The organism is Paraburkholderia dioscoreae (genome assembly GCF_902459535.1).
GTDB lineage: Bacteria > Pseudomonadota > Gammaproteobacteria > Burkholderiales > Burkholderiaceae > Paraburkholderia > Paraburkholderia dioscoreae.
This window is the reverse complement of record NZ_LR699553.1, coordinates 4239827-4264598: the sequence shown is the minus strand read 5'-3', so window position 1 is coordinate 4264598 and position 24772 is coordinate 4239827. Positions and strand designations below refer to the sequence as shown.

The window sequence follows — 24772 nt, the reverse complement described above, 5'->3', positions numbered from 1 at the left end:
GGATATCGTTGCGCGTGATATCGCGCTTTTGCTGGATGTACTAACGCTGCCTGGCGGTGCGGCTAAAGCGTGCTGAATGTCAGGCAGGAAAAGCTCTTTCGACGATCGCCGCGTGATCGAACGCGGCGGGCAGCGTGCCGTACACCCGGCCGCTCTCGCCGCAGCCGTCGGCAAGGCGAGTTGCGATGAACGCCTCGGCGACTTCGCCCGGCGCATGCTCGAGCAGCAGCGTGGCCTGCGCGATCAGCACGACCTGTTGCGCGATCCGTCGTGCCGAGGCTTCGCGATGCTCAGCCGGTCCGTTGAGCGCGGCGGCCAGCTTGCCGAGCGCGGCGCTCAATGCCGGGTGCGCCTGGGCTTCCATCTGCCACCCGGCGAACAGGGCCTGCGCCGCGTCCGGCTCGCGCTCCATAGCGCGCAGCACGTCGAGGCACATCACGTTGCCGGAACCTTCCCAGATCGAGTTCACGGGCGCTTCGCGATAGAAGCGCGCCATCGGACCGGTTTCGACGTAACCGTTGCCGCCCCAGACTTCCATCGCCTCGCCGGTGAATTCCAGCGCACGCTTGCAGACCCAGTACTTCGCCGCAGGTGTGACGATGCGCCGCCACGCGCGCTCGGCGAGCGAGGTGGAGGCGGCGTCGGCGGATTCTTCGAAAGCGCGCGCGAGACGCATGAACAGCACCGTCGCCGCTTCCGATTCCAGGGCGAGATCGGCGAGCACGTTGCGCATCAGCGGCTGATCGGCGAGATGGCGGCCGAACGCGCTGCGATGACGCGCATGGTGAATGGCCTGCACGAGCGCGGCGCGCATCAAGGCCGCGCTGCCGATCACGCAATCGAGCCGCGTGTAATTCGCCATTTCGATGATGGTCGGCACGCCGCGTCCTTCGTCGCCGATCATGATGCCGAACGCGTCGAGAAATTCGACTTCGCTGCTTGCATTCGAGCGATTGCCGAGCTTGTCTTTCAGGCGCTGGATCTGCACGGCGTTCTTGCTGCCGTCCGGCGCGAAGCGCGGCACGAAGAAGCACGAGAGGCCCTCGTGATCGTCGGTGCGGCCTAGCACGAGATGGGCGTCGCACTGCGGCGCGGAAAAGAACCACTTGTGGCCGACCAGCCGGTAGGCGGCGCCGCGGCCGCGGCCGGCGGTGGCATAGGCGCGGGTCTGATTGCTGCGCACGTCCGAACCGCCTTGCTTCTCGGTCATGCCCATGCCGATCATCGCGGAGTTCTTGTGCGTGAGCGGTATGTCGCGCGGATCGTGTTCGCGCGCGTAGAGTTTGTCGCGCAGCCTGGCGAATAGCGCGGGCTCGCGTTGCAATACGGGGATGCTCGCGAAGGTCATCGTCAGCGGGCAGAGCGAACCGGATTCGATTTGCGCATGCAGGAAGTAACCGGCGCAACGTGCCACCATCGCGCCGCGTTGCGGGTCGGAAAACGGCAGGGCGTGCAGTCCTTCGCGGCGCAGCAGCGAGAGCAGCGTGTGCCACGAAGCATGAAACTCCAGCGCGTCGATACGCTCGCCACGCGGGCTGTGCGTGAACAATTCCGGCGTATGGCGGTTGGCCAGCTCGGCGAGCGCCAGTGTCTCGGGCGTGGTGAGCGCCGCGCCGTGCCGCAGCAACGCATCGCGATGCCACGCTGCGCCATCGCGTTCGAGCGCGGCGGTCAATGCGGCATCGCTGGAAAAGAGGTTGTAGTCCGCGAGCGGCGGAACCTGATTGGTCACCTCGTGAGTCTGGCCGAAGCTGTGCCGTTCCATCTGCTGTCTCCGTTCAACGCATGCTCGCCGGCGTCGATCGACGGTGCGCTGTTTAAGCGCCGCATGTCGCGCCGCGCGCTGAGAGGACGCCGCTGGCGGCGCCGTGTTTGAATGCCGCGCGCGGCCGCCCGGCGGGCGTATGCGCGTCTTTCATCATAGGGTCGCGGCGGCACTTCCGTTTAGAGGAATCGCTCTGGCATGAACCCGCCGCGGTATCCGAACGCTCCCTACAATGCCGGAAAACATACGGAGACAGGGTTCGCGAATAACGCGGCCCACAAGGAGGAGCGGATGCAATACGACTACATCATCGTCGGTGCAGGCTCGGGTGGTTGTTCGCTGGCGAGCCGTCTCGCGGACAGCTGCCCGGACGCGACGATCGCCCTGATCGAAGCCGGCCCGCACACGGACCGCAATCTGTTCGTCAACATGCCGGTCGGCGTAGCGGCCGTGGTGCCGCACAAGCTCAAAACCAACTACGGGTATCTGACCACGCCGCAGCCGGGACTCGGCGGACGGCAAGGGTATCAGCCGCGCGGGCGGGGCTTTGGCGGGTCGAGCGCGATCAACGCGATGATCTACACGCGCGGCCATCCGCTCGATTACGACGAATGGGCTGAACTGGGTTGCGACGGCTGGTCGTGGGCGGAGGTGCTGCCGCACTTTCGTCGTGCCGAAGGCAACGAACGCGGCGCCGATGCCTGGCATGGCGATAGCGGCCCGCTCACCGTTTCCGATCTGCGCTATCAGAATCCGTTTTCGCGGCGTTTCGTGCAGGCGGCGATGGAAGCCGGCTACAAGCCGAACAGCGACTTCAACGGTGCGGAGCAGGAAGGGATCGGCTTCTATCAGGTGACGCAGCGCGACGGACGCCGTTGCAGCGTGGCGCGCGCCTATATCTATGACCGCGAGCGTCCCAATCTGCACGCGATCGCCGACGCGACGGTGCTGCGCGTGGCCTTTGAAGGCAAGCGCGCGAGCGGTGTGGAGATCGTGCGCGGCGGCCGCCGGGAAACGCTCGAAGCGCGCGCCGAGGTGGCGCTCGCCGCGGGCGCGTTCAATTCGCCGCAACTGCTGATGTGCTCGGGCATCGGGCCGGCGGCGCACTTGCAGTCGCTCGGCGTCCCGGTGCTGCACGACGCGCCGGAGGTCGGGCAGAACCTGATCGACCACGTCGATTTCACGATCAACAAACGGGTTTCGTCGATCGAGCCGACCGGCTTTTCGATTCGCGGCATTGCGCGGATGCTGCCGCAGTTCGTCACTTTCATGCGCCACGGGCGCGGCATGCTGTCGAGCAATGTCGCCGAAGCGGGCGGTTTTCTGAAAAGCAGCCCGACGCTCGACCGACCGGATCTGCAGTTGCATTTCTGCGCGGCGATTGTCGACGACCACAACCGCCATATGCATTGGGGCCACGGTTATTCGCTGCATGTGTGCGTATTGCGGCCGCATAGCCGTGGCACCGTGACGCTGGCGAGCGCCGATGCGCGCACCGCGCCCGTGATCGATCCGCGCTTTTTCAGCGACTCGCGCGATCTCGACCTGCTGGTGGAAGGCGCGCAGATGGCGCGGCGCATCCTCGATGCACCTTCGCTCGCGCTGCACGGCGGCAGCGAGTTGTACACGCATCCCGGCCAGTCGGAAGCCGAATTGCGCCGGACCATCGCCGAGCATGCCGACACGATCTACCACCCGGTGGCCACGTGCCGGATGGGCGGCGACGCGCGGTCGGTGGTCGATCCGCAACTGCGGGTGCGGGGCGTCACGGGGCTGCGGATCGTCGATGCTTCGGTGATGCCGACGCTGATCGGCGGCAACACCAATTCGCCGACGGTGATGATCGGCGAGCGGGCGGCCGAGCTGATCGCGGCGACCCGTCGCGGCGCGTCGGCGGAGTTGAAAGTGGCGCCAATGGACGGAATCCGAACGGCGACGAATGCCGCTTGAGTTTCGCCAGTATTTCAGATTTCACCGGCAAATATGAGACAACTTGGCCAAACGTCTGCCAATTCGTCATAAATTGTGCCGCTTCGTTTATGAGATTCCCCGAAACCTATAATCGCGCCGCGAAAAAGAGCGGGTCAGGTGGCACGTTCGGGAACTCAAGGAAGCGAAGCGATGAGCATCAATACGATTCAATTGATTCAGTCCGCACTGACGGACGGTGTCGTGCGCCAACTGGCGGAGCGCTTCGGACTCCCGCCGGACGCGATTCGAAAGGTGTTGGCGACCGTGGCTCCGGCGCTCGTCGCCAGCCTGATGCAAAAGGGCGCGACGCTCGACGGCGCGCGTTCGCTATTCGGCACGATCCTCTCGCCGGAGGTCAGCAGCCATATCGCCGAGCAGTTGCCGCAACTGCTCGGCAGCACGGGTGGCGTCAGCCGGCTTGAGATTGCCGGGCGGCACCTGTTCGAGCGCGCGCTGGACCGCGGCGTCGATGGGTTGAGCGATGAAGTCGCCGTGCAGACCGGTGTGCCGGCTCACGCCACCCATGCCATGACCGGCATTGCCGGTGCAACCTTGCTGGGCCTGCTCAAGCGGCATTTTCTCGAAGGGCAGGGCAACGCCGGGCAATTGCCGACGCTGCTCGGCCATCAACTGCCGGTCATTGCTCCTTATCTGAACGACCGCCTGATGACCGCGCTCGGGCTGAGCGGGCTCGGCGCGTTTTCCGGCAACATTCTGTCGCAGCTGAAGGCCGTTTCGGCGCATATCGACCATCCGACACCCGCGTCCACGCCGGTGGCCGAGGCCTTGTCGAAGATCCACGTGCCGGCGGATGCCGTGATGCGCGACGAGCGCCGTTCGCACAAGTGGCTGTGGTGGCTGCTCGCGGCTCTGGCGGCGCTACTGGCTTTTCTGTTTCTGCGTAGCTGTCAGAGCGAGCAAAACGCCCATCGCGTTGCCGGGCAAGGCAGTTCCGCGGGAGCCGTCGCTGCGCAGCCCGCCTCTGCGCCGGTCGTTGCTTCGAGCGCCGTGGTAGCCGCCAGCGAGGTGGCGGCGTCCGCGCCCGCAGCCAGCGCCGCGGCCTCCGCGAGTGCGGCGAGCACCGTACAGCCGGCAGCTGCCGCGCCCGCGCCGACCAAAGACAGCCAGCTCAGCTTTACGGTGGACGCCGCCGGCAAGCCGACGGTCACCGCCACGGTCGGCAGTGAAGCCGAAAAGACGCAATTGATCGACGAGCTGACCAGGCGCCTCGGGCAATACAACTTCGTTCCGAACATCACGGTCGATCCGGCCACCAAGCCGGCCGACTGGCTGCTGCATCTCGACGGCCTGCTGCCGCTGATGTCGCTGCCCGGCGCGGAAGTGAAAGTGGACGGCACGCACATCGAGCTCAGCGGCACTGCAGCGGACAAGAAACTCGGCTGGCTCGACAAGCTGAAGTCGCTGTTCGGCGCGTCGTATCAGATCGGTTCGTTCGACGTCGCGCATGCCGTCGCCGACGCCACCGAGAACTTCCGCAGCGCGATCAAGGGCCTGCTCGCGGCGGACAGTTCATGCGCGGTGGCGGACGTGGTCAAGGTGCTGAACCTGCAGGTGATCAACTTCGCGAGCGCGAGCGCACGTGTGCCGGCTTCGGCGGTGGAAGACCTGAACCAGTCGGCGCACGTGCTGAACGCCTGCGCGGGCAACGGCAAGACGGCCCGGCTCGAAGTGGCCGGCTATTCGGACAACGTGGGCGGCGAGCAAGCCAATCTGCAACTGTCGAAGCAGCGTGCCGAAGCGGTGCGCGCCTACCTCGTCAAGACCGGCGTGCCGGCTGATTCGCTGATCGCGCAAGGCTACGGCGGGGCGCGTCCGGTTGCGAGCAACGACACGGCGAGCGGTCGCTTTGCCAATCGCCGCATCGAGTTTGTCGCGCAGCAGTAATTGCAGCTTCGATAAGCCATGCAAGACATGCCCGCGGCGTTTGCCGGGGGCATGTCGTCATTTGGCGGGCGGGGCCGGGAACGGCGTGGTAATACCGGCCACGCCAATGCCCGGCGCCAGCATGAAGTCGTCGCCAGCCTGGCCGGGTAATGCTTCGCGGGCCACGTCGAGCCATGCGCGCGCAGCATGCGACAGATAGCCATTGCGGCGCCAGCCGATCGCCATTTCCCACGGAATTTCCGGCTCCGCGACCGGCCGGCAGGTGAACTTCGCGGGATCGAGCCGCCGGCAGTACGGCGCCGGCAGCAAGGCGATACCGACACCGGCCAGCACCAGCGCCGCCATGAAATCCCAATGCCCGCTGCGTCCCACAATGGTCGGCGCGAAACCAGCGGTACGGCACGCGTTCAGCACCACGTCATTGAGCGCGAGACTTTCGCCGTAAAATACGAACGGCTCATTGGCGAGCTGGGCAAGCGGTACCTCGTGCAGATCGTCCCAGCTCGAGCCGGTGCGCGCGACGAGCCAAAGGAGTTGGCGCGTCACGGGCAGTACGTCGATATTTTCCGGGTCGACGGGTTGCAGCACGCCACCCAACTCCAGTTCGCCGTTGATCAGCGCCGCTTCGATGGCGCGCGAGCCCTGCTCGAACAGCTTGAGTTCGATTTTCGGGTAACGCTGGCGGAACGCGGCGATCGCCGGCGTGAAGAGCGAGCCGCCCATCGGCGGAATGCCGATGGTGAGTTGACCGCGGCCGAGCGTGTCGAGGTCGTTCAGTTCCGCCTGCAATTGCGCGTGCGCCGCCAGCACGTCCTGACCGCGCTGGTAGACGATCCGGCCGGCATCGGTCAGCACCATCTGCCGACCGTCGCGCAACAACAGCGGAGAGCCGATTTCGTCCTCCAGCGACTTGACCATTTTGCTGATGGTCGGCTGCGTGACGAACATCTGCTCGGCGGCGACGGTGAAACTCTGCTGACGCACCACTTCGACGAAATACCGCAGCGCACGTAGTTCCACGATCTCAGACTCCAGAATTCCAAATTGGAATGATCTGGATGATTGTAAGTCATCTTATTTATATCGCGGCACAAGCTGCGGTGCGGTCGCTGCGGACTTTCGCCGCACGCGAGTTGACGGCAATTGCTTGCTCCGGTGCCGGACTTGCCGCCTGACCGAAGGCGCCCCATCCATTTCAAGATGAGCTCGGCGGCAAGCGGAATAACATCGACGGTTCTTCACCGTTGACCCCGCCACGCGCACCTGCTCATTCATGACGCCCATTTCGATCATCATCCCCTGCTACAACGGCGCGGCGACGCTCGTCCGTGCTTTGCAAAGCTGCCGGATCCAGCCTGAGGCCGCACAGATCATCGTGGTGGACGATGGCTCGACGGATGCCTCCGCGGATATCGCGGCGCAGTGCGGCAGCCTCGATCCGCGCGTGTGTCTGCTGCGAATGCCATACAACGGCGGCGCGGCGCGAGCGCGCAACTGGGCTGCGATGCATGCGTCGCACGATCTGCTTGCCTTTCTCGACGCCGACGACGAATACCTGCCCGGCGCTCTCGCCGCCGCGAGCGCGTTCCTCGCGCAAAATCCCAACGAAGTGTCCGTGCGGCTCGACGTGGAGTACACGGATTTTCCCTGCGAGCTCACCACGCATCCCGACTTCGCCGCGCATGCGGCAACGCTTAGCAACACCGTGCCGAGCAGCCTGCTGATTCGCCGTACGGCTTATCTCGCGCTCGGTGGCTTTCCGATGGACGACGCGTTTCGCCGCATAGGCGGTGAAGACGGCGCGTTTTCCTGGGCGCTGCGCGATCTCTTTGGTAATCCGCGTCTGGAGGATGCAAAGCGCGTGCGCATGCATTACCACGCAGGCATTCACGCGGAGCGCTACTTTCGCATCGCGCTCGGCCTGCAAGCGGCCGACCCCGACGATACAGCCGACGCATTTCGTTTCTCCCGGCAGTTTCTCGATGTAGCGCGTGCCGGTATTGCGCAATTGCGGGGGGCAAAAGTGATGGTTCAGACTCCCGCACAAAACGCCCCGGTCGCGCCGGGTAGTCTTCCGTAAGCCAGGGCGGTGGCCGCATCGGAGCGCGCCGCGCCGGTTCTCCTCCCACGCAGGCCGGCAAATACGAAGCCGAACCGCGCCCCGAAGCCATCTCGATTTGCTACAATCGCCCTTCGTCTTCGAGGAGCGTTGCGACGGGTACCGCGAATCAGCATATTCGCCGGCCGCCCGCCAGGCTCGAAGGCTTCAATCGGAGGGCTCGGATGCGCATAGCGCTTTCCCATCCACCGCATCGAACCGCGCTCACGTCAAATTTCTAGTCAATTTCTTAGAAAGGAGGGCGTGATGAACGCCGCAGTTATCGATTCCAAAAATTCCCAGGATTTCATTGTTGCCGACATGTCGCTTGCCGACTGGGGCCGCAAGGAACTGAACATCGCCGAGACGGAAATGCCCGGCCTCATGCAAACGCGTGAAGAGTACAAGGTGCAGCAGCCGCTGAAGGGCGCGCGCATCGCGGGTTCGCTGCACATGACGATCCAGACCGGCGTGCTGATCGAGACGCTGACGGCACTCGGCGCCGATGTGCGCTGGGCCTCGTGCAACATCTTCTCGACCCAGGATCACGCCGCCGCGGCGATCGCCAAGGCCGGCACGCCGGTGTTCGCATTCAAGGGTGAATCGCTCGACGAATACTGGGAGTTCTCGCACCGCATTTTCGAATGGCCGAATGGCGAATTCGCCAACATGATCCTCGACGACGGCGGCGACGCCACGTTGCTGCTGATCCTCGGCTCGAAGGCCGAGAAAGACCGTTCGGTGATCGCGAAGCCGACCAACGAAGAAGAAGTCGCGCTGTACAAGTCGATCGAACGTCATCTGGACGCCGACCCGACGTGGTACTCCACACGCCTCGCGCACATCAAGGGCGTGACCGAAGAAACCACGACCGGCGTGCACCGTCTGTATCAGATGGAAAAAGAAGGCCGTCTGCCGTTCCCGGCGATCAACGTGAACGACTCGGTTACCAAGTCGAAGTTCGACAATCTGTATGGCTGCCGTGAGTCGCTGGTCGACGGCATCAAGCGTGCAACCGACGTGATGATCGCGGGCAAGATCGCCGTGGTCGCCGGTTACGGCGACGTGGGCAAGGGCTGTGCGCAATCGCTGCGCGGTCTGGGCGCGACCGTGTGGGTCACCGAAATCGATCCGATCTGCGCACTGCAGGCGGCGATGGAAGGCTACCGCGTCGTGACGATGGAATACGCGGCGGACAAGGCCGACATCTTCGTGACGGCAACCGGCAACTACCACGTGATCGGCCACGACCACATGAAGGCGATGCGCCACAACGCGATTGTCTGCAACATCGGTCACTTCGACTCGGAAATCGACGTTGCCTCGACCCGTCAGTACCAGTGGGACAACATCAAGCCGCAAGTCGACCACATCATTTTCCCGGACGGCAAGCGCGTGATCCTGCTGGCTGAAGGCCGCCTCGTGAATCTGGGTTGCGCGACGGGCCACCCGTCGTTCGTGATGTCGAACTCGTTCACGAACCAGACGCTCGCGCAGATCGAACTGTTCACGCAAGGCAACAAGTACGAGAACAAAGTGTACGTGCTGCCGAAGCATCTGGACGAGAAGGTCGCACGCCTGCATCTGGCGCGCATCGGCGCGAACCTGACCGTGCTGTCGGACGAGCAGGCCGGCTACATCGGCGTCGACAAGAACGGCCCGTTCAAGCCGAACCACTACCGCTATTAAGCGCGCCGCGGGAGGTCTTGGCAGCATGACAGTTTGACGACAGGGCGGCGCATCATGCGCCGCTTTGTTTGCCATGACCGCCTCACGCCCGTTCTGTACGCGCTTTTCCCGCTATCGGACATCCTGCCCACAAGGAGCTCTACATGACCGTGCTGCTGACCTGGCTGATCAACGCGCTTGCGCTCCTGATCATCACCTACCTCGTTCCGTCGATTCATATCCGCAGTTTCGGCACCGCATTGATCGTCGCGGTGGTGCTCGGGTTGATCAACACGATCCTGCGGCCGGTGCTGATCCTGCTGACGCTGCCCGTGACCATTTTCACGCTCGGACTCTTCATTCTGGTGGTCAATGCGCTGTGCTTCTGGCTGGCCGCGTCGCTGCTGAAGGGCTTCGAAGTGTCGGGATTCTGGTCGGCGTTCTTCGGCTCGATTCTGTACAGCATCGTTTCGTGGCTGTTGTCCGCGCTTATTTTCGGCAACCGCAGTCTCGGTTGACCCACTGAATCATGAACCCGATCGAACTTTCATTCGAATTCTTCCCGCCGAAAACGCAGGAAGGCGTCGACAAGCTGCGCGCCACGCGCGCCCAGCTCGCCACGCTCAAGCCCAAGTTCGTGTCCGTCACGTTCGGCGCCGGCGGCTCGACGCAGCAGGGCACGCTCGATACCGTCGTCGATATGGCGAAGGAAGGGCTCGAAGCGGCGCCGCACGTGTCGTGTATCGGCTCGTCGAAAGAGAGCCTGCGCGCTATTCTCAACGAGTACCGCGCGCATGGCATCCGCCATATCGTCGCGCTGCGCGGCGATCTGCCGTCCGGCATGGGCGAAGTCGGCGAGCTGCGCTACGCGTCGGAACTGGTGAGCTTTATCCGCGCCGAATTCGGCGACTGGTTCTGGATCGAGGTGGCCGGCTACCCGGAATACCACCCGCAGTCGCGCTCGCCGCGTCAGGATCTGGAAAACTTCGCCCGCAAGGTGAAGGCCGGCGCCAATTCGGCGATCACGCAATATTTCTTCAACGCGGACGCCTACTTCCGTTTCGTCGACGACGCGAGAAAGCTCGGCGTGGACGTGCCGATCGTGCCGGGCATCATGCCGATCACGAACTTCTCGCAACTGATGCGTTTCTCGGAGATGTGCGGCGCTGAAGTACCGCGCTGGATCGCGCGCCGGCTGGAAAGCTTCGGCGACGACCGCGAGTCGATTCGCGCGTTTGGGCTGGACGTGGTGACGGACCTGTGCGGGCGTCTGATCGATGCGAAGGTGCCGGGCCTGCACTTCTACACGCTGAACGGCGCAGCGGCGACCAAGGCGATCTGCGAGCGTTTGAACACGTAATAGTCGGATCGCGTCGCTGAGACGAAACCGCGCGGCTGTTTTCAGCCGCGCGGTTTTTTTTTGTGCGCGGCGAATGGCGAGCCGGCGTTTACGCGAATGCCAGGCGCTGCCACGCGACCGCAACCGTGATGACGAAATCGGCGCTCTGCCAAGCGACCGCAGCCGTAGTGACGAAGCTGACGCTCGCACGCCGGTTTGGACAGTTGCTGCCATGCAACAAACCCATGAGTGCGTTCCAACCTTGCAGCGCGTTAGCCCGCATTGAACCCGATTTTTGTGCTGTCTATGATCGAAGCGCAGCTGACGTGGCTGCTGTGCGGAGAACGTAATGACGGTATCCAAGTTGCTGTTTGCAGTTCGCCAAACCTGCCTTCCAGCGCTGAGCGCCTGTGCCGTGCTGACTGCGGGCCTTGTGCCCGCCGCCGCCGATGCGGCCACGCTGCCCGACAAGACCCTCGTGTTCTGCTCCGAAGGCAGTCCGGCGGGCTTCGACAGCGCGCAGTACACCACCAGCGTCGAATTCAGCGCGGGCTCGTACACGGTTTACAACCGTCTGATCGAGTTCGCGCACGGCAGCACGGATATCGAGCCGAGCCTGGCCGAAAAGTGGGATGTATCGCTTGACGGGTTGACTTACACGTTTCATTTACGCCACGGTGTGAAATTCCAGACCACCTCGTTTTTCAAGCCGACGCGCGAATTCAACGCGGACGACGTCGTCTTCACCTATCAGCGGATGCTGGATCCGGATCAGCCGTTCCGCAAGGCATACGCCGTGCCGTTCCCGTATTTCACCGATCTCGGGCTCGCCAAGAACATTGCGAAGATCGAAAAGCTTGATCCGTACACGGTGCGTTTCACGCTGAAGGAAGTCGATGCGCCGTTTTTACAACAGATTGCGATGCCGTTCGCATCGATCCTCTCGGCTGAATATGGCGATCAACTGTTGAAAGCGGGTAAAGCGTCGGATATCAATCAATATCCGGTCGGCACCGGCCCCTTCATTTTCCGCAGCTATACGAAAGACGACACGATTCGCTTCGACGGTAATCCCGATTACTGGAAGCCGGGTGTCGTCAAAGTCAGCAAGCTGATATTCGCGATTACCGTCGATCCGGCCGTGCGTCTGCAAAAACTCAAACGCGGTGAATGCCAGGTGATGGCGTATCCGCGTCCCGCGGATATTCCGGCCGTCAAAGCCGATGCTTCGCTTGCCATGCCGAACCAGGTGGGTTTCAACCTCGGCTATATCGCCTACAACACCACCAAGAAACCGCTCGACAATGTGCGGGTGCGCCGTGCGCTCGATATGTCGATCAATAAGAAAGCGATTATCGACTCGGTATATCAGGGCGCGGGCCAAGCCGCCACGAACCCCATGCCGCCGACCCAGTGGGGCTACGACAAGAATCTGAAGGACGCGCCCTACGACACGGAAAAAGCCAAAGCGCTGTTGAAACAGGCCGGTTATCCGGACGGCTTCGACCTGACGCTGTGGGCCATGCCGGTTCAACGGCCGTATAACCCGAACGCGCGGCTGATGGCGGAAATGCTGCAATCCGATTGGGCGAAGATCGGCGTCAAGGTGAAGATCGCCACTTACGAGTGGGGCGAATACATTCGCCGCGGCCATGCCGGCGAACATGAAGCAATGCTGATCGGCTGGACCGGCGATTATGGCGATCCGGATAACTGGCTCGGCGTATTGCTGGGTTGCGACGCGGTCAATGGCAGTAACTTTTCCAAATGGTGCTACAAACCTTACGACGACTTGATCAGAAAGGGCCGCGGCACCACCGACCTCGCTGAGCGTACCAAGGCTTACACGGAAGCTCAGGAAATATTCAAAGACCAGGTTCCATTTACGCCGATCGCCCACTCCACGGTCTATCAGCCGATCAGCAAGAACGTGACGGGTTTCAAGATCGACCCGTTCGGCCCGACGCAATTCATGAATGTCGGCCTGAAATAACGCCGGCGGGCCGTTTTTTTGCTGGATCCACCCTCTACGGCCGCACGTTCCCGGCAACGCCGGCGTGCGGCTGCCGTTATGCCCGAACGGTTTCCGATCGTCAACAGAGGGAATTTCCTCCGCTTGTTGCTGTGAGCCAAGCTCAAGTAATATCGCGCTACGCCGGCGGGAGCCGGCCACGAACCTGGAGGAAACATGAAGCAAAACAATCTGTTGCGCGCCGCGCGTGTTACGACGCTCGTCGCAGCTGCAGCGGCATCGATGGTGGGCGCAAGTGTCGCGCGCGCCGAGATTCCGAATAAAACCCTGGTCTACTGCTCAGAAGGCAGTCCCGCGGGTTTCGATCCTGCCCAGTACACCACGGGCACCGATTTCACGGCTAATACGTTCACCGTCTACAACCGTCTCGTCGAATTCGAACGCGGCGGCACCAAGGTCGAACCCGGCCTCGCCGAAAAGTGGGAAGTCTCGGCGGACGGCAAGACCTACACGTTCCATCTGCGTCATGGCGTGAAGTTCCAGACCACGTCGTTCTTCAAGCCGACGCGCGAATTCAACGCGGATGACGTCGTGTTCACGTTCCAGCGCATGCTGGACCCGAACTCGGCCTTCCATAAGGCTTACCCGGTCCAGTTCCCGTACTTCACGGACATGGGCCTCGACAAGCTGATCACCAGCGTCGAAAAGGTCGATCCGTACACGGTCAAGTTCACGCTGAAGGAAGTCAACGCGCCGTTCATCCAGAATCTGGCGATGGAATATGCGTCGATCCTCTCGGGCGAATACGGAGACCAGTTGCTGAAGGCCGGCAAAGCCGCCGACATCAACCAGTTCCCGGTCGGCACGGGCCCGTTCATTTTCCGCAGCTACACGAAAGACGCGACGATCCGCTTCGACGGCAATCCGGATTACTGGAAGCCGAACACGGTGAAAATCTCGAAGCTAATCTTCTCGATCACGCCGGACGCCGGCGTGCGCGTGCAGAAGATCAAGCGCGACGAATGCCAGGTGATGAGCTATCCGCGTCCGGCCGACATCGCGCCGCTGAAGGCTGAAGCGAACATCGCGATGCCGTCGCAACCGGGCTTCAACCTCGGATACCTCGCGTACAACGTGTCGCACAAGCCGGTCGACAAGGTCGAAGTGCGTCAGGCGCTCGACATGGCGATCAACAAGAAGGCGATCATCGAGTCGGTGTACCAGGGCGCGGGCCAGGCGGCCACGAACCCGATGCCGCCCACCCAGTGGTCGTACGACAAGAACCTGAAGGGCGCGTCCTACGATGCGGACAAGGCCAAGGCCTTGCTGGCGAAAGCGGGCTATCCGAACGGCTTCGACATCACGCTGTGGGCGATGCCGGTGCAGCGCGCGTACAACCCGAACGCCCGCCTGATGGCCGAAATGATCCAGGCCGACTGGGCCAAGATCGGCGTGAAGGCGAAGATCGTCACGTATGAATGGGGCGAGTACATCAAGCGCGCTCACGCAGGTGAGGACGACACGATGCTGATCGGCTGGACGGGCGACAACGGCGATCCGGACAACTGGCTCGGCACGCTGCTCGGCTGCGAAGCGGTGAACGGCAACAACTTCTCGAAGTGGTGCTACAAGCCGTTTGACGACCTGATCCAGAAGGGCCGCGTCACGTCCGATCAGGGCGCGCGCACCACGGCTTACATGCAGGCGCAGCAGATCTTCGCGCAGCAACTGCCGTTCTCGCCGATCGCTCACTCCACGGTGTACCAGCCTGTCAGCAAGAAGGTGGTGGACATGCGTATCGAACCGCTCGGCTATGCGCGCTTCGACGGCGTCAGCGTCAAGTAACACATCAGGCAAGTCGTAAAATTCGCGCAGTACGCTTTTCGCACGGTTAGAAAACTGGTCGAAATGGTCCGGCGACCGGGGTCACAAGCCCTCGTCGCCGGTTGCGTTTTTTGTTCATCAAGACCATAGGGACAAAACCATGTTCCGCTTTGTTTTGCGCCGCATCGGCATGGTGATTCCGACCTTCATCGGCATCACGATCCTCGCGTTCGCGCTGATTCACCTGATACCGGGCGATCCCATCGAAGTGATGATGGGCGAGCGCGGCGTCGATCCCGCCATGCACGCCGCGGCAATGCACCGGCTCGGCCTCGACGAATCCTTGCCTATGCAGTACGTCCACTACATCGGGCGCGCGCTGCACGGCGACCTCGGCACCTCGATCATCACCAACACCAGCGTGATGGGCGAATTCCTCGCACGCTTTCCCGCCACCGTCGAACTGTCGATCTGCGCGATGCTGTTCGCATTGATCGTCGGCTTGCCGGCGGGCGTGTTCGCGGCCTTGAGGCGCGGCACCGTGGTCGACCACGGCGTGATGGGCACGGCGCTCACCGGCTACTCGATGCCGATCTTCTGGTGGGGCTTGATCCTCATCATGGTGTTCTCGGTGAAGCTTGGCTGGACGCCCGTGTCCGGCCGCATCGCGGTCGAATACGACATTCCGCACGTGACCGGCTTCATGCTGATCGACGCGATGATGTCCACCGACGAAGGCGCGTTCAGATCCGCGCTGAGCCATCTGATCCTGCCGGCCATCGTGCTCGGCACGATTCCGCTGGCGGTCGTCGCGCGCATGACGCGTTCGTCGATGCTCGAAGTGCTGCGCGAGGACTACATCCGCACCGCGCGCGCGAAGGGCTTGTCGCCGGGACGCGTGATCGTCGTGCATGCGTTGCGCAATGCGCTGATTCCGGTGGTAACCGTGATCGGTCTGCAGGTCGGCACGCTGCTCGCGGGCGCGGTGCTCACCGAGACGCTGTTTTCGTGGCCGGGTATCGGCAAGTGGCTGATCGACGCGATCGGCCGGCGCGACTATCCGGTGGTGCAGGGCGGTATCCTGATGATCGCCACGCTGGTGATCGTCGTGAACCTCGTCGTCGATCTGTTGTACGGCGTGCTCAACCCACGCATCCGCCATACGAGGTAATCACGACCATGGCAGACATACAAAACACAGTCCCCCAGTCGGTCACGCCCCCAAGCGGCCGCGCTATCGCCGCCCGTGAATTCTGGGCGAATTTCTCGCGTAACCGTGGCGCGGTCGGCGCCGGCATCGTCGTGCTGCTGTTGATCTTCGTCGCGATCTTCGCGCCGTTGATCGCGCCGCACAGCCCGATCGAGCAATACCGCGACTTCGTGAAGATTCCGCCCGCATGGCTCGACGGCGGCAACTGGAAGTTCATTCTCGGCACCGACGAAGCGGGCCGCGACATCCTCTCGCGTCTGATGTACGGCGCGCGGCTGTCGTTCTGGATCGGCTTCGTTTCGGTGGTGCTCGCGCTGATTCCGGGCATCGTGCTCGGGCTGATCGCGGCATTCTTCGAGAAGTGGGCCGACACGCCGATCATGCGCATCATGGACGTGCTGCTCGCGTTGCCGTCGCTGCTGCTCGCCGTGGCGGTGGTGGCGATCATCGGCCCGGGTCTCGTCAATACCATGCTCGCCATCGCGATCGTCGCCTTGCCAGGCTATGTGCGTTTGACGCGTGCGTCGGCGCAGGGCGAGTTGCAGAAGGAATACGTGACGGCTTCGCGCGTGGCGGGCGCCAGCACCTTGCGTCTGATGTTCTCGCAAGTGCTGCCGAACTGCACCGCGCCGCTGATCGTGCAGGCTACGTTGGGCTTTTCGTCGGCGATCCTCGACGCCGCGGCGCTCGGCTTTCTCGGCCTCGGCGTGCAACCGCCTTCGGCGGAGTGGGGCGCGATGCTGGCCTCGGCGCGCGACTACATCGACAGCGCCTGGTGGATCGTCACCATGCCGGGTCTGTCCATCCTGATCTCGGTGCTCGCCATCAATCTGCTCGGCGACGGGCTGCGCGACGCACTCGACCCGAAACTGAAAAGGATGGCGTAATGACCAGCTTATTAACCATCCGCAATCTCGCGGTGGACTTCAACGGACTGCCCGCCGTCGACCGGATCAGCCTCGATATCGCGCCGGGCGAAGTGGTCGGCGTAGTCGGCGAGTCGGGCTCGGGCAAGAGCGTGACGATGATGGCGCTGATGGGCCTGATCGACGCACCCGGCAAAGTGACGGCCGACGAAATCACCTTCAACGGCAAGAACCTGCTGAAGGCATCGGCGAAGGAACGCCGCAAGATCGTCGGCAAAGACATCGCGATGGTGTTCCAGGACGCGCTCACCAGTCTGAACCCCAGCTACACGGTCGGCTATCAGATCAAGGAAGTGCTGAAGCTGCACGAAGGCCTGCGCGGCAGCGCGTTGGACAAACGCGCGCTGGAACTTCTCGATCAGGTCGGCATTCCGGATGCGAAAAGCCGTATCAGTTCGTTCCCGCATCAGATGTCGGGCGGCATGAACCAACGCGTGATGATCGCAATGGCGATTGCCTGCAATCCGAAGCTGCTGATCGCCGATGAGCCCACTACCGCGCTCGACGTGACGATCCAGGCGCAGATCATGGAACTGCTGATCAAGCTGCAGAAGGAACGCGGCATGGCGCTCGTGCTGATCTCGCACGATCTGGCGGTGGTGTCCGAGGTCGCGCAACGCGTCGCGGTCATGTACGCTGGCGAAGTGATCGAAACGAACAAAGTGCCAGACATTTTCGCCGCGCCGCATCATCCGTACACGGAAGCGTTGCTGGCGGCGATTCCCGAGCACAATGTCGGAGCCGTGCGACTCGCGGCACTGCCGGGCATGGTGCCGGGCCGCGACGACCGCCCGAAGGGGTGTCTCTTCGCACCGCGCTGCAAGTACGTGGTCGACGACTGCACGAAGGCGCGTCCCGCACTCGCGCCGATGCAAGGTCACGCCGAAGTGGCGCGCGTGCGCTGCATCAAACCCCTGAACCTGAGCGGCGACGCCAACGTTCACACGCATGGAGGCGCACGATGAACGCAGTACCCGAAACGCGGCGCCAGTCGGATCATGCGGGCGATCACGTGCTGGTGGCCGACAAGCTCGCGCGTTACTACACGGTCAAGCGCGGCATGTTCGCATCCGGCACGGTGAAGGCGCTCAACGGTGTCTCGTTCGCGCTCGAACGCGGCAAGACCTTGGCGGTGGTCGGTGAATCCGGCTGCGGCAAATCGACGCTCGCGCGTCAACTCACCATGATCGAAGCGCCCAGCGCGGGCCGCCTGCTGATCGACGGTGAAGACGTGGCCGGCGCCGATCACGCGAAGATCGCGGCGCTGCGGCGGCGCGTGCAGATGGTGTTCCAGAACCCGTTTGCTTCGCTCAATCCGCGCAAGACCGTTGAGCAGACGCTCGGCGAGCCGCTCGCGATCAACACGCAACTGAGCGCGACCGAACGCGCCGAACGGATCGCGCAGATGATGCGCACTGTCGGACTGCGTCCGGAACACGCGAAGCGCTATCCGCATATGTTCTCCGGCGGCCAGCGGCAGCGCGTGGCGATTGCGCGCGCGATGATTCTGGATCCGCAGATCGTGGTGGCCGATGAACCCGTGTCGGCGCTCGACGTGTCGATCCAGGCGCAGATTCTGAATCTGTTCATGGATCTGCAGGAGCAGTTCAAGACCAGCTACGTGTTCATCTCGCACAACCTTTCGGTGGTGGAGCATATCGCCGACGATGTGATGGTGATGTACTTCGGCGGCGTGGCGGAACTCGGCGACAAGACGCGGATTTTCTCGAAGCCGTGTCATCCGTACACGCGCGCGCTGATGTCGGCCACGCCTTCCATCTTCGAAGCGGATCGCAGCATCAAGATCAAGCTGCAAGGTGAAATGCCGTCGCCGCTGAATCCGCCGTCGGGTTGCACGTTTCATCAGCGCTGCCCATACGTGATCGACCGCTGCCGCAGCGAAGAACCGAAGCTGCGCGAAGTGGATGGCCGCCAGGTGTCGTGTCACCGTGCCGAGGAGGTGGGGGACGTGGATGCCTGATGGGTTGGCGGCGCGTCGTCTTACGTGCCGCTTGCGTGATGGCGACCCTGGCGCTGCTTTCACGCGGCGCTGGAGGGCGCGTGCACTGACCGGTGCCGCGCTCCTCGCCGTTTGTTCTGTATTTCATCTGGGCACGGCAGCGATCGGTGTCGCGCATGCCGCCGGCGCAGCTGCCAACGCACCCTCACAGGCGGGACGTCCGGCGCTGCCGGTGCCCAACATGCCGGCGCCGCCGCGCGCGAGCTTGCCCGGTTTCAATCCGCCGCCCGCCTCGCCGGGCACCACGGCAAGCGGCCCAGTGCGTGCGCAGCCGGCGCGCATGCCGTTCTATGTCGCGACACGCGGCACGACCACCATCTACGTGCTGGGCACGCTGCACGTCGGCGATCCCGCCGACTACCCCGCCAATCAGCCCTTTCGCGCACCGATCCTCGGCGCACTGGCTGCCTCGCCGACGCTGGCGCTCGAACTCTCACCCGACGAACTGCTCGTTTCGCAAGACGATGTCTCGAAGTATGGCGTTTGCCGGCGCGACTGTCTGCCGGGTTTGCTGCCCGAGCCTTTGTGGCACAAGCTGGCCGTACGGTTACGCGGTAACCCGGCGGCACTGGACGCGATCAAGAAAATGCGGCCGTGGCTCGCTTCGTTGCTGGTCGAAACCTACGATTCTCTGAGTGCCGGCCTGCAGACCGAGTACGGCTCTGAAGCGCAGTTACAGAACGTGTATATCCGCACGCGCGGCAAGATTGTCGGTCTCGAGACCTTGCCGCAGCAGATGCGCGCGTTCACGGGGCTGACGCTCGCGCAGCAGCGGGAGATGCTGGCGCAGGATCTGGTGCAGACGCCGGCGCAAAATGTCGAGGACGTGCGGACTCTGCATCGTCTGTGGCGCGTGGGCGATGCGGATGCGATCGCTGCCTGGCAGGCTGCGAAATCCGAAAAACTCGCGCGTGATAAGCGTATTTCCGATTCGATCGATAACAAGATCGTCTATGACCGCAACCGGCGCTTCGTTTCGCGAATGCTGCTGATCGCCGCGCCTAACAAGCCGGTGTTCGTGGCGATCGGCGCATTGCATCTGGGTGGCCGCAAAGGCGTGCTGGAGCTTTTGCGGCAGCGCGGGTTTGTGGTGGAGGCGGGGTGACATTCGTCGGAACCCAGGACGAAACATACGCAAGGGCCCAAGCGTCCTAAACGGAATAGGCCGTTCGGCCATGACCGGAACCGTTATCTGAGGCGCCAGTCCGATGCTGACGTGTGCCGCAAACTGCTCGCGGAACACGCAGCCATAGGTGCCTTTACGCGAGATGTGAGCGACGCTGCGCAGAGGTGTCGGGCCTGAACGCAGCGTGTGGCGTTCAGAGAGTGCCGTTGCGTAGTGCCTCGGCCACGCACGTGACCACCGGCGCCCAATCCCCCAACACCGCTTGCCGGAACAACCTCATCCCCGGATACCACGGCGATTCGCTGCGCGACTCCAGCCAGCGCCAATCGGAATTGGCGGGCAACAGCAACCACACCGGTTTGCCCAACGCCCCCGCCAGATGCGCAACGCCGGTGTCCACCGCGATCACCAGATCGAGATTCATGATCAACGCGGCCGTGTCTTCGAAGTTGTTCAACTCGGCGGTGAAATCGTGCGCGCCGAAAGCCGACGGCGCGCCGGCCAGTTGCGCATGCGCCGGGCCTTTTTGCAGCGCGTACCAGGCCACGTTCTTCAACTCGCTGAGCGCGCTCAGGTCGGTCAGTGTCATCGACCGATAGCGGTCGTTGCCGAATGTCGGGCTGCCGGCCCAGACGACCCCCACCTTGCGCTTCGATTTGTCGGCCGCGCCGAGCCGCTTGCGCCATGCCTTGATCTTTGTCTTGTCGGCGGACAGGTAGGGCACGTCCGCAGGAAGGGTGGAGAGATCCATGCCGAGGCAGGACGGAATGCTCATCATCGGCACCCAGAAATCGTAGTCGCCGTCGGGCTCGCCACTATACGCGCGATGCACGCCCGCTACGCGTTCGACCAAAGGTAACAGAGGTTCCCGCACGCAGAGGTCGACGCTTGCGCCACGTTGGGCAAGCACGCTTGCAAAGCGCACGAACTGGAAGTGGTCACCAAAACCCTGCTCGCCGACCAGCAGCAGGCGGCGCCCTTCGAGCGGCTCGCCACGCCACTCGGGCACGCCCGGCACCGCGATCGCGTCGTAGTCGGTCTTGCGCCAGCGCAGCGCGAATTCGGCCCAGCCCTGCTTGTAGTCGCCGCGCTTGAGCAACAGCCACGCGAGATTCTGATGGGCATCTGCGTAGTGCGGATCGAGCGCGAGCGCCTGGCGATAGAAGCCTTCTTCTTCGTCGAGGCGCCCTTGCGCACCGAGCGATCCGCCCAGACACACGAGATGAGTCGGAATCGGTTTGAGCGCGACCGCGCGCCGGTAATGCGATTCGGCGCCCGCATAGTCGCCGAGCTTGCCGATCAGGCTGCCCAGGTTGACGTGTGCCTCCGCGTAATCCGCACGCAGCGCCACGGCTTGCTCGAAGCTGGCGATCGCCGCGCCGTGGTCGCCTCGCGCCTGATGCGTATTACCCGCGCTGAAGTGCGCTTCAGCCGATGCAGGATCGAGCGACAGAACGTGGCGATAGCACGCCAGCGCTTCGTCGAAACGAGCGAGTTTGTTCAGCGCCGTGCCGAGGTTCAAATGCGCGTCGAGCAACATGGGGTTCGACGCCAGCGCCAGCCGGTAATGTTCGACCGCTTCCAGCAACGCGCCTTGCGCTTGCAACGCGGCGCCGAAGTTGTTGTGCGCGTCGGCAAAATCGGGCTGGAGTTGCAGCGCCTGGTCGTAGCAGATCATCGCTTCGTCGAGATGGCCGAGCGCGGCCGCCACGAGTCCGCGGTTGCTCCAGCAGGCGGCATCGTGACGGTCGAGTTTGAGCGCGCGGCTCATCAAGCTGGCGGCGATGTCGTGAGCGCCGCGCTGATAGTGCAGCACGCCGAAGTAGTGCAGTGCGCCCGTATGGGCGCTATCGAGCGTGAGCGCCTCGCGGTAAAACGATTCGGCGGAGTCGAGGCGACCGGCCTGGTGCGCTTCGAGCGCGGCGTCGATCAATGCGGTGAGATAGGCGGTGTGCGGCGGTGCGGCGTGCGCGCGCTCAGGCTGGGACTGATGTTCCATGGAAACCTGCGGGAGAGCGTCGGCAGTGCGTGCTGCGCGTGCCGGCGCGTGTGGATGGGAGACGATTCAGCATCGTAGGCTCGCCTTCCGTTTCCCGACGATCGGACGCTTCCTAATTCGGCGGCATCCCTGTCGTGCAGTGTGTCCATTTCACTAACGTATCGCAGAAAGATCCTGCGATACGTCAGTGTTTATTGATTGCGAAAGTAAGAGTCCTACAGGAACATCAGGAAATTCAGCAGGAAGATGTTCACGACCAGCAAGGTGAGCGCCGTGGGTATCTGCACTTTGATCACCGCGTTCTTATCGGGCAATTCCAGCAGCGCGGCCGGCACCATGTTGAAGTTCGCGGCCATCGGCGTCATTAGCGTGCCGCAGTAGCCGCTGAACATGCCGATCGCGACCATCACCGCCGGATTGCCGTGAAACACGCCTACCAGAATCGGTACGCCGACACCGCCTGTCATCACCGGGAATGCGGCGAAGCCGTTGCCCATCACCATGGTGAAGAGCGCCATGCCGATGCAGTACACGGCCACCGCAATGAAGCGATAGTCGAGACTGATGTAGGCCGTGGTCACATGCGCCACAGCTTTGCCGACGCCGGCGTCCGAGAACACGAGGCCGAGCATGCCGAGCATCTGCGGCAGGACCGCGGCCCACGACAATGCATCGACCAGCCGGCGCGCTTCTTTCATGGACTGGCCCACGGTGTCGCGCGTCATCACGCAGGCAATCGCGAGCGCGATCACGCAGCCGATGCCGAATCCGATCAGCGTGACATTGGCCTTCTCGATCAACGGCATGCCACCGAACACGAGATGACTCGCCGAGAGTGTGATGATCACGGTGACGACCGGAATCGTCAGCGCGGGCACGAACAGCTTGTTGCGAAGGCGCGCGGCGCTCGCCATGCGCGCTTCGAGCGACAGCACTTTCGGCTTGCCCGCGGTCACGCCGCCAAAGCCCGCAATCAGCGCCATCACGATGACGAGCACGCCGACCACCGAAGGCGGCAGCTTGTCGCCGATCAGGAAGATCAGCGCGTAGAGAATCCAGAAACCGCCGGCGGTGAAACGGCGCGGGTGATCCCTGTCCGTGACGATCATGCCGCCGACGACGAGCAGCACCGCGCCCAGCAGCCAGAACAGATAGGTGATCGTGAGCGTCATGCTTTGTCTCCTGCGGCGGTTTGCGTCGACGAAACAGCGGGGTTGCCCGCCACGGCGTTGCCGCGCAGCTCGCGTTCGAGTTTGCGATCGAGCAGATAGAGCCGGAAGCCGTGAACGATGAACGCGCAGATAGCGGTCGGAATGCCCCACACCGCCACGTGAATCGGCTCGACGATGATCCCTGCTTCCTTCAGGAAGGTGGTCATCAGCACGATCGCGCCGAACGCGACGAAGATGTCCTCACCGAAGAAGAGGCCCACGTTGTCGGTCGCCGCGGAGAAGGCGCGCAATTTGAAACGCACCGCGTCGCTGATCTTGCCGAAGCGCGTTTCGGTCGCGCCTTCGGCCATCGGCGCGATCAGCGGACGCACCATCTGCGGATGGCCGCCGAGTCCGGTCAGGCCGACCGCCGCCGTCAACTCCCGCACCAGCAGGTAGACGATCAGAAGACGCCCGGCGGTCGCGGCCTTGATGCCGCCGATCCACGCTTGCGCCCGTTCACGCAGTCCATGCCGTTCGAGCAGACCGATGACGGCAAGCGGCAGGAGAATGATCAACGGGATATTGCGCGTCTTGATGAAGCCCGTGCCGATCTCGGCAAGAATCTTTTCAGGCGGGAAGTGCGCGGCGAGGCCCGTGATAATCGCGGCGACCGCCACGATCAGCATCGGATTGAACCGCAATAAAAAGCCGACGATGATGACGGCCACGCCAATGAGCGGCCATAGACTGACTGTTGTCTGCATCTGGATCTCCAAACAGGGTTTCAACCTTGCCGCTTGTGGCGGCTAACGTGGGCCGGCGCCTGATGGTCCGGGCGCCGTCTTGTTGCCGCGGCTCTTGATGGCCGCGTCTGCTTCGAACTACACCTGCACCTGCTGATCGACTGCGGGTACTGCAATGCGTCCTGTACCTGGTCAACGCCCCGCGTCAGGCGGGGCGTTGGAAGGTGCGCAGGGGTTGAGTCGCGCTGTCCGGCTCGTGCCCGGATGAACGCGTCCGGCTTGTGCCCGTGCCGACGTTCAGGCGCGGGCGGCGCCGGCCGCGTGGACTTCGATGCCGGCGTCCTGGAGCGCGCCGCGGATGCGCCGCGCGAATGCCAGCGCATGCGGGCCGTCGCCATGCAGGCAGATGGTCTGCGCGTTCAGCGGCACCCATTGACCGTCCACGGCCTGCACGCGTTGCTCGCGAATCATCGAGAGCGTGCGCGCCAGCACCTTGTCTTCGTCGTCGAGCAACGCGCCGGGTTCTTTGCGCGGCACCAGCGAACCGTCCGCGCGATAGCCGCGGTCAGCGAAAACTTCTTCGACGGCGGTGAGACCCACGTTGCGCGCGGCCGTCACGAGTCCGCTGTTGGCGAGCGCGAACACTGCCACCGACGGGTCGAAATCGTGCACCGCCGAAACGATCGCGTCGGCGATCCTGCTGTCGCGCGCGGCCTGGTTATAGAGCGCACCGTGCGGCTTGACGTGCGCGACGCGCCCGCCCTCGGCCTGGGCGATCGCGGACAGCGCGCCGAGTTGATACAGCACGCCCGCGTAGATGTCGTTGGCCGGCAGATCCATTTCCTTGCGGCCGAAATTTTCCGGATCATTGAAGCTTGGATGCGCGCCGATCGACACGCCTTTCTGCACCGCCCAGCGCACGCAGTCGCGCATCGCATTGGCGCCGCCCGCGTGCCAGCCGCACGCGATATTCGCCGAGCTGACCAGATCGAGCAGTGCCTCGTCGGACCCGCAGCCTTCGCCCAGATCGGCGTTCAAATCGATTTCCATGG

General features: G+C 63.4%; 19 protein-coding genes and 1 riboswitch. Of the genes, 13 read left to right on the top strand and 6 right to left on the bottom strand.

Going from position 1 to position 24772, the window contains the following annotated elements; genetic code table 11:
- Positions 1 to 79: 79 nt before the first annotated feature.
- Positions 80 to 1765: an isovaleryl-CoA dehydrogenase gene (locus PDMSB3_RS19325; RefSeq protein ID WP_007179920.1), complete on the bottom strand. Its 1686-nt coding sequence runs from the start codon at positions 1763 to 1765 to the stop codon at positions 80 to 82.
- A gap of 291 nt (positions 1766 to 2056) precedes the next feature.
- Here PDMSB3_RS19325 and PDMSB3_RS19320 point away from each other — a divergent pair, with 291 nt between their 5' ends.
- Together PDMSB3_RS19320 and PDMSB3_RS19315 are read left to right on the top strand one after the other, a co-directional pair.
- Positions 2057 to 3715 (top strand): GMC family oxidoreductase, encoded by a 1659-nt coding sequence (locus PDMSB3_RS19320; RefSeq protein WP_035517822.1) that lies wholly within the window; start codon positions 2057 to 2059, stop codon positions 3713 to 3715.
- A 171-nt stretch (positions 3716 to 3886) separates the two neighbouring features.
- Positions 3887 to 5641, top strand: a complete 1755-nt coding sequence (locus PDMSB3_RS19315) for an OmpA family protein (protein WP_007179918.1) — start codon at positions 3887 to 3889, stop codon at positions 5639 to 5641.
- Positions 5642 to 5698: 57 nt separating this feature from the next.
- On the opposite strand, the gene PDMSB3_RS19310 is transcribed toward PDMSB3_RS19315, so the two are convergent.
- On the bottom strand, positions 5699 to 6661 hold the full coding sequence (locus tag PDMSB3_RS19310; RefSeq protein ID WP_007179917.1) for a LysR family transcriptional regulator: 963 nt from the start codon (positions 6659 to 6661) through the stop codon (positions 5699 to 5701).
- Positions 6662 to 6914: 253 nt separating this feature from the next.
- Between PDMSB3_RS19310 and PDMSB3_RS19305 the strand changes: the two genes are divergently transcribed.
- The 11 genes from PDMSB3_RS19305 to PDMSB3_RS19255 all read left to right on the top strand — a co-directional run bounded on the left by PDMSB3_RS19305 (position 6915) and on the right by PDMSB3_RS19255 (position 19803).
- Complete coding sequence (locus tag PDMSB3_RS19305) at positions 6915 to 7721, top strand: glycosyltransferase family 2 protein (RefSeq protein WP_007179916.1); 807 nt, start codon at positions 6915 to 6917, stop codon at positions 7719 to 7721.
- Between the two features lie 115 nt (positions 7722 to 7836).
- Positions 7837 to 7973, top strand: a riboswitch (S-adenosyl-L-homocysteine riboswitch).
- Positions 7974 to 8006: 33 nt separating this feature from the next.
- Positions 8007 to 9428, top strand: coding sequence for an adenosylhomocysteinase (gene ahcY / locus PDMSB3_RS19300; protein WP_007179915.1), 1422 nt, complete (start codon positions 8007 to 8009; stop codon positions 9426 to 9428).
- Positions 9429 to 9571: 143 nt separating this feature from the next.
- Positions 9572 to 9925, top strand: a complete 354-nt coding sequence (locus PDMSB3_RS19295; protein ID WP_007179914.1) for a phage holin family protein — start codon at positions 9572 to 9574, stop codon at positions 9923 to 9925.
- 11 nt (positions 9926 to 9936) lie between these two features.
- Positions 9937 to 10767, top strand: a complete 831-nt coding sequence (gene metF / locus PDMSB3_RS19290) for a methylenetetrahydrofolate reductase [NAD(P)H] (protein WP_007179913.1) — start codon at positions 9937 to 9939, stop codon at positions 10765 to 10767.
- 328 nt (positions 10768 to 11095) lie between these two features.
- Positions 11096 to 12739, top strand: coding sequence for an ABC transporter substrate-binding protein (locus PDMSB3_RS19285; RefSeq protein WP_007179912.1), 1644 nt, complete (start codon positions 11096 to 11098; stop codon positions 12737 to 12739).
- Between the two features lie 195 nt (positions 12740 to 12934).
- Positions 12935 to 14563 carry an ABC transporter substrate-binding protein gene (locus tag PDMSB3_RS19280; RefSeq protein ID WP_165187189.1) on the top strand — a complete coding sequence of 543 codons (1629 nt, stop codon included), beginning with the start codon at positions 12935 to 12937 and terminating at the stop codon, positions 14561 to 14563.
- A gap of 139 nt (positions 14564 to 14702) precedes the next feature.
- Entirely contained in the window at positions 14703 to 15713 is a 1011-nt protein-coding gene (locus tag PDMSB3_RS19275; RefSeq protein WP_007179910.1) for an ABC transporter permease subunit, read from the top strand.
- 8 nt (positions 15714 to 15721) lie between these two features.
- A complete protein-coding gene (locus PDMSB3_RS19270) occupies positions 15722 to 16639 on the top strand; it encodes an ABC transporter permease subunit (protein WP_007179909.1) in 918 nt (305 codons plus the stop codon).
- Positions 16639 to 17643 (top strand): ABC transporter ATP-binding protein, encoded by a 1005-nt coding sequence (locus PDMSB3_RS19265; RefSeq protein WP_007179908.1) that lies wholly within the window; start codon positions 16639 to 16641, stop codon positions 17641 to 17643. Before PDMSB3_RS19270 ends, PDMSB3_RS19265 begins: the two co-directional genes overlap by 1 nt.
- Complete coding sequence (locus tag PDMSB3_RS19260; RefSeq protein WP_007179907.1) at positions 17640 to 18659, top strand: peptide ABC transporter ATP-binding protein; 1020 nt, start codon at positions 17640 to 17642, stop codon at positions 18657 to 18659. Before PDMSB3_RS19265 ends, PDMSB3_RS19260 begins: the two co-directional genes overlap by 4 nt.
- Entirely contained in the window at positions 18652 to 19803 is a 1152-nt protein-coding gene (locus tag PDMSB3_RS19255; RefSeq protein ID WP_007179906.1) for a TraB/GumN family protein, read from the top strand. The genes PDMSB3_RS19260 and PDMSB3_RS19255 overlap by 8 nt, the downstream gene beginning before the upstream one ends.
- Positions 19804 to 20017: 214 nt before the next feature.
- Here the strand turns inward: PDMSB3_RS19255 and PDMSB3_RS19250 are convergent, their stop codons facing one another.
- The 4 genes from PDMSB3_RS19250 to pxpA form a co-directional block, all read right to left on the bottom strand.
- Positions 20018 to 21823, bottom strand: a complete 1806-nt coding sequence (locus tag PDMSB3_RS19250; RefSeq protein WP_165187186.1) for a tetratricopeptide repeat protein — start codon at positions 21821 to 21823, stop codon at positions 20018 to 20020.
- Positions 21824 to 22038: 215 nt separating this feature from the next.
- Positions 22039 to 22995 carry a DUF979 domain-containing protein gene (locus PDMSB3_RS19245; RefSeq protein ID WP_007179904.1) on the bottom strand — a complete coding sequence of 319 codons (957 nt, stop codon included), beginning with the start codon at positions 22993 to 22995 and terminating at the stop codon, positions 22039 to 22041.
- Positions 22992 to 23741, bottom strand: a complete 750-nt coding sequence (locus PDMSB3_RS19240) for a DUF969 domain-containing protein (RefSeq protein ID WP_007179903.1) — start codon at positions 23739 to 23741, stop codon at positions 22992 to 22994. The genes PDMSB3_RS19245 and PDMSB3_RS19240 overlap by 4 nt, the downstream gene beginning before the upstream one ends.
- Positions 23742 to 24017: 276 nt before the next feature.
- Positions 24018 to 24770, bottom strand: a complete 753-nt coding sequence (pxpA, locus tag PDMSB3_RS19235; RefSeq protein WP_007179902.1) for a 5-oxoprolinase subunit PxpA — start codon at positions 24768 to 24770, stop codon at positions 24018 to 24020.
- Between the last annotated feature and the right edge of the window lie 2 nt (positions 24771 to 24772).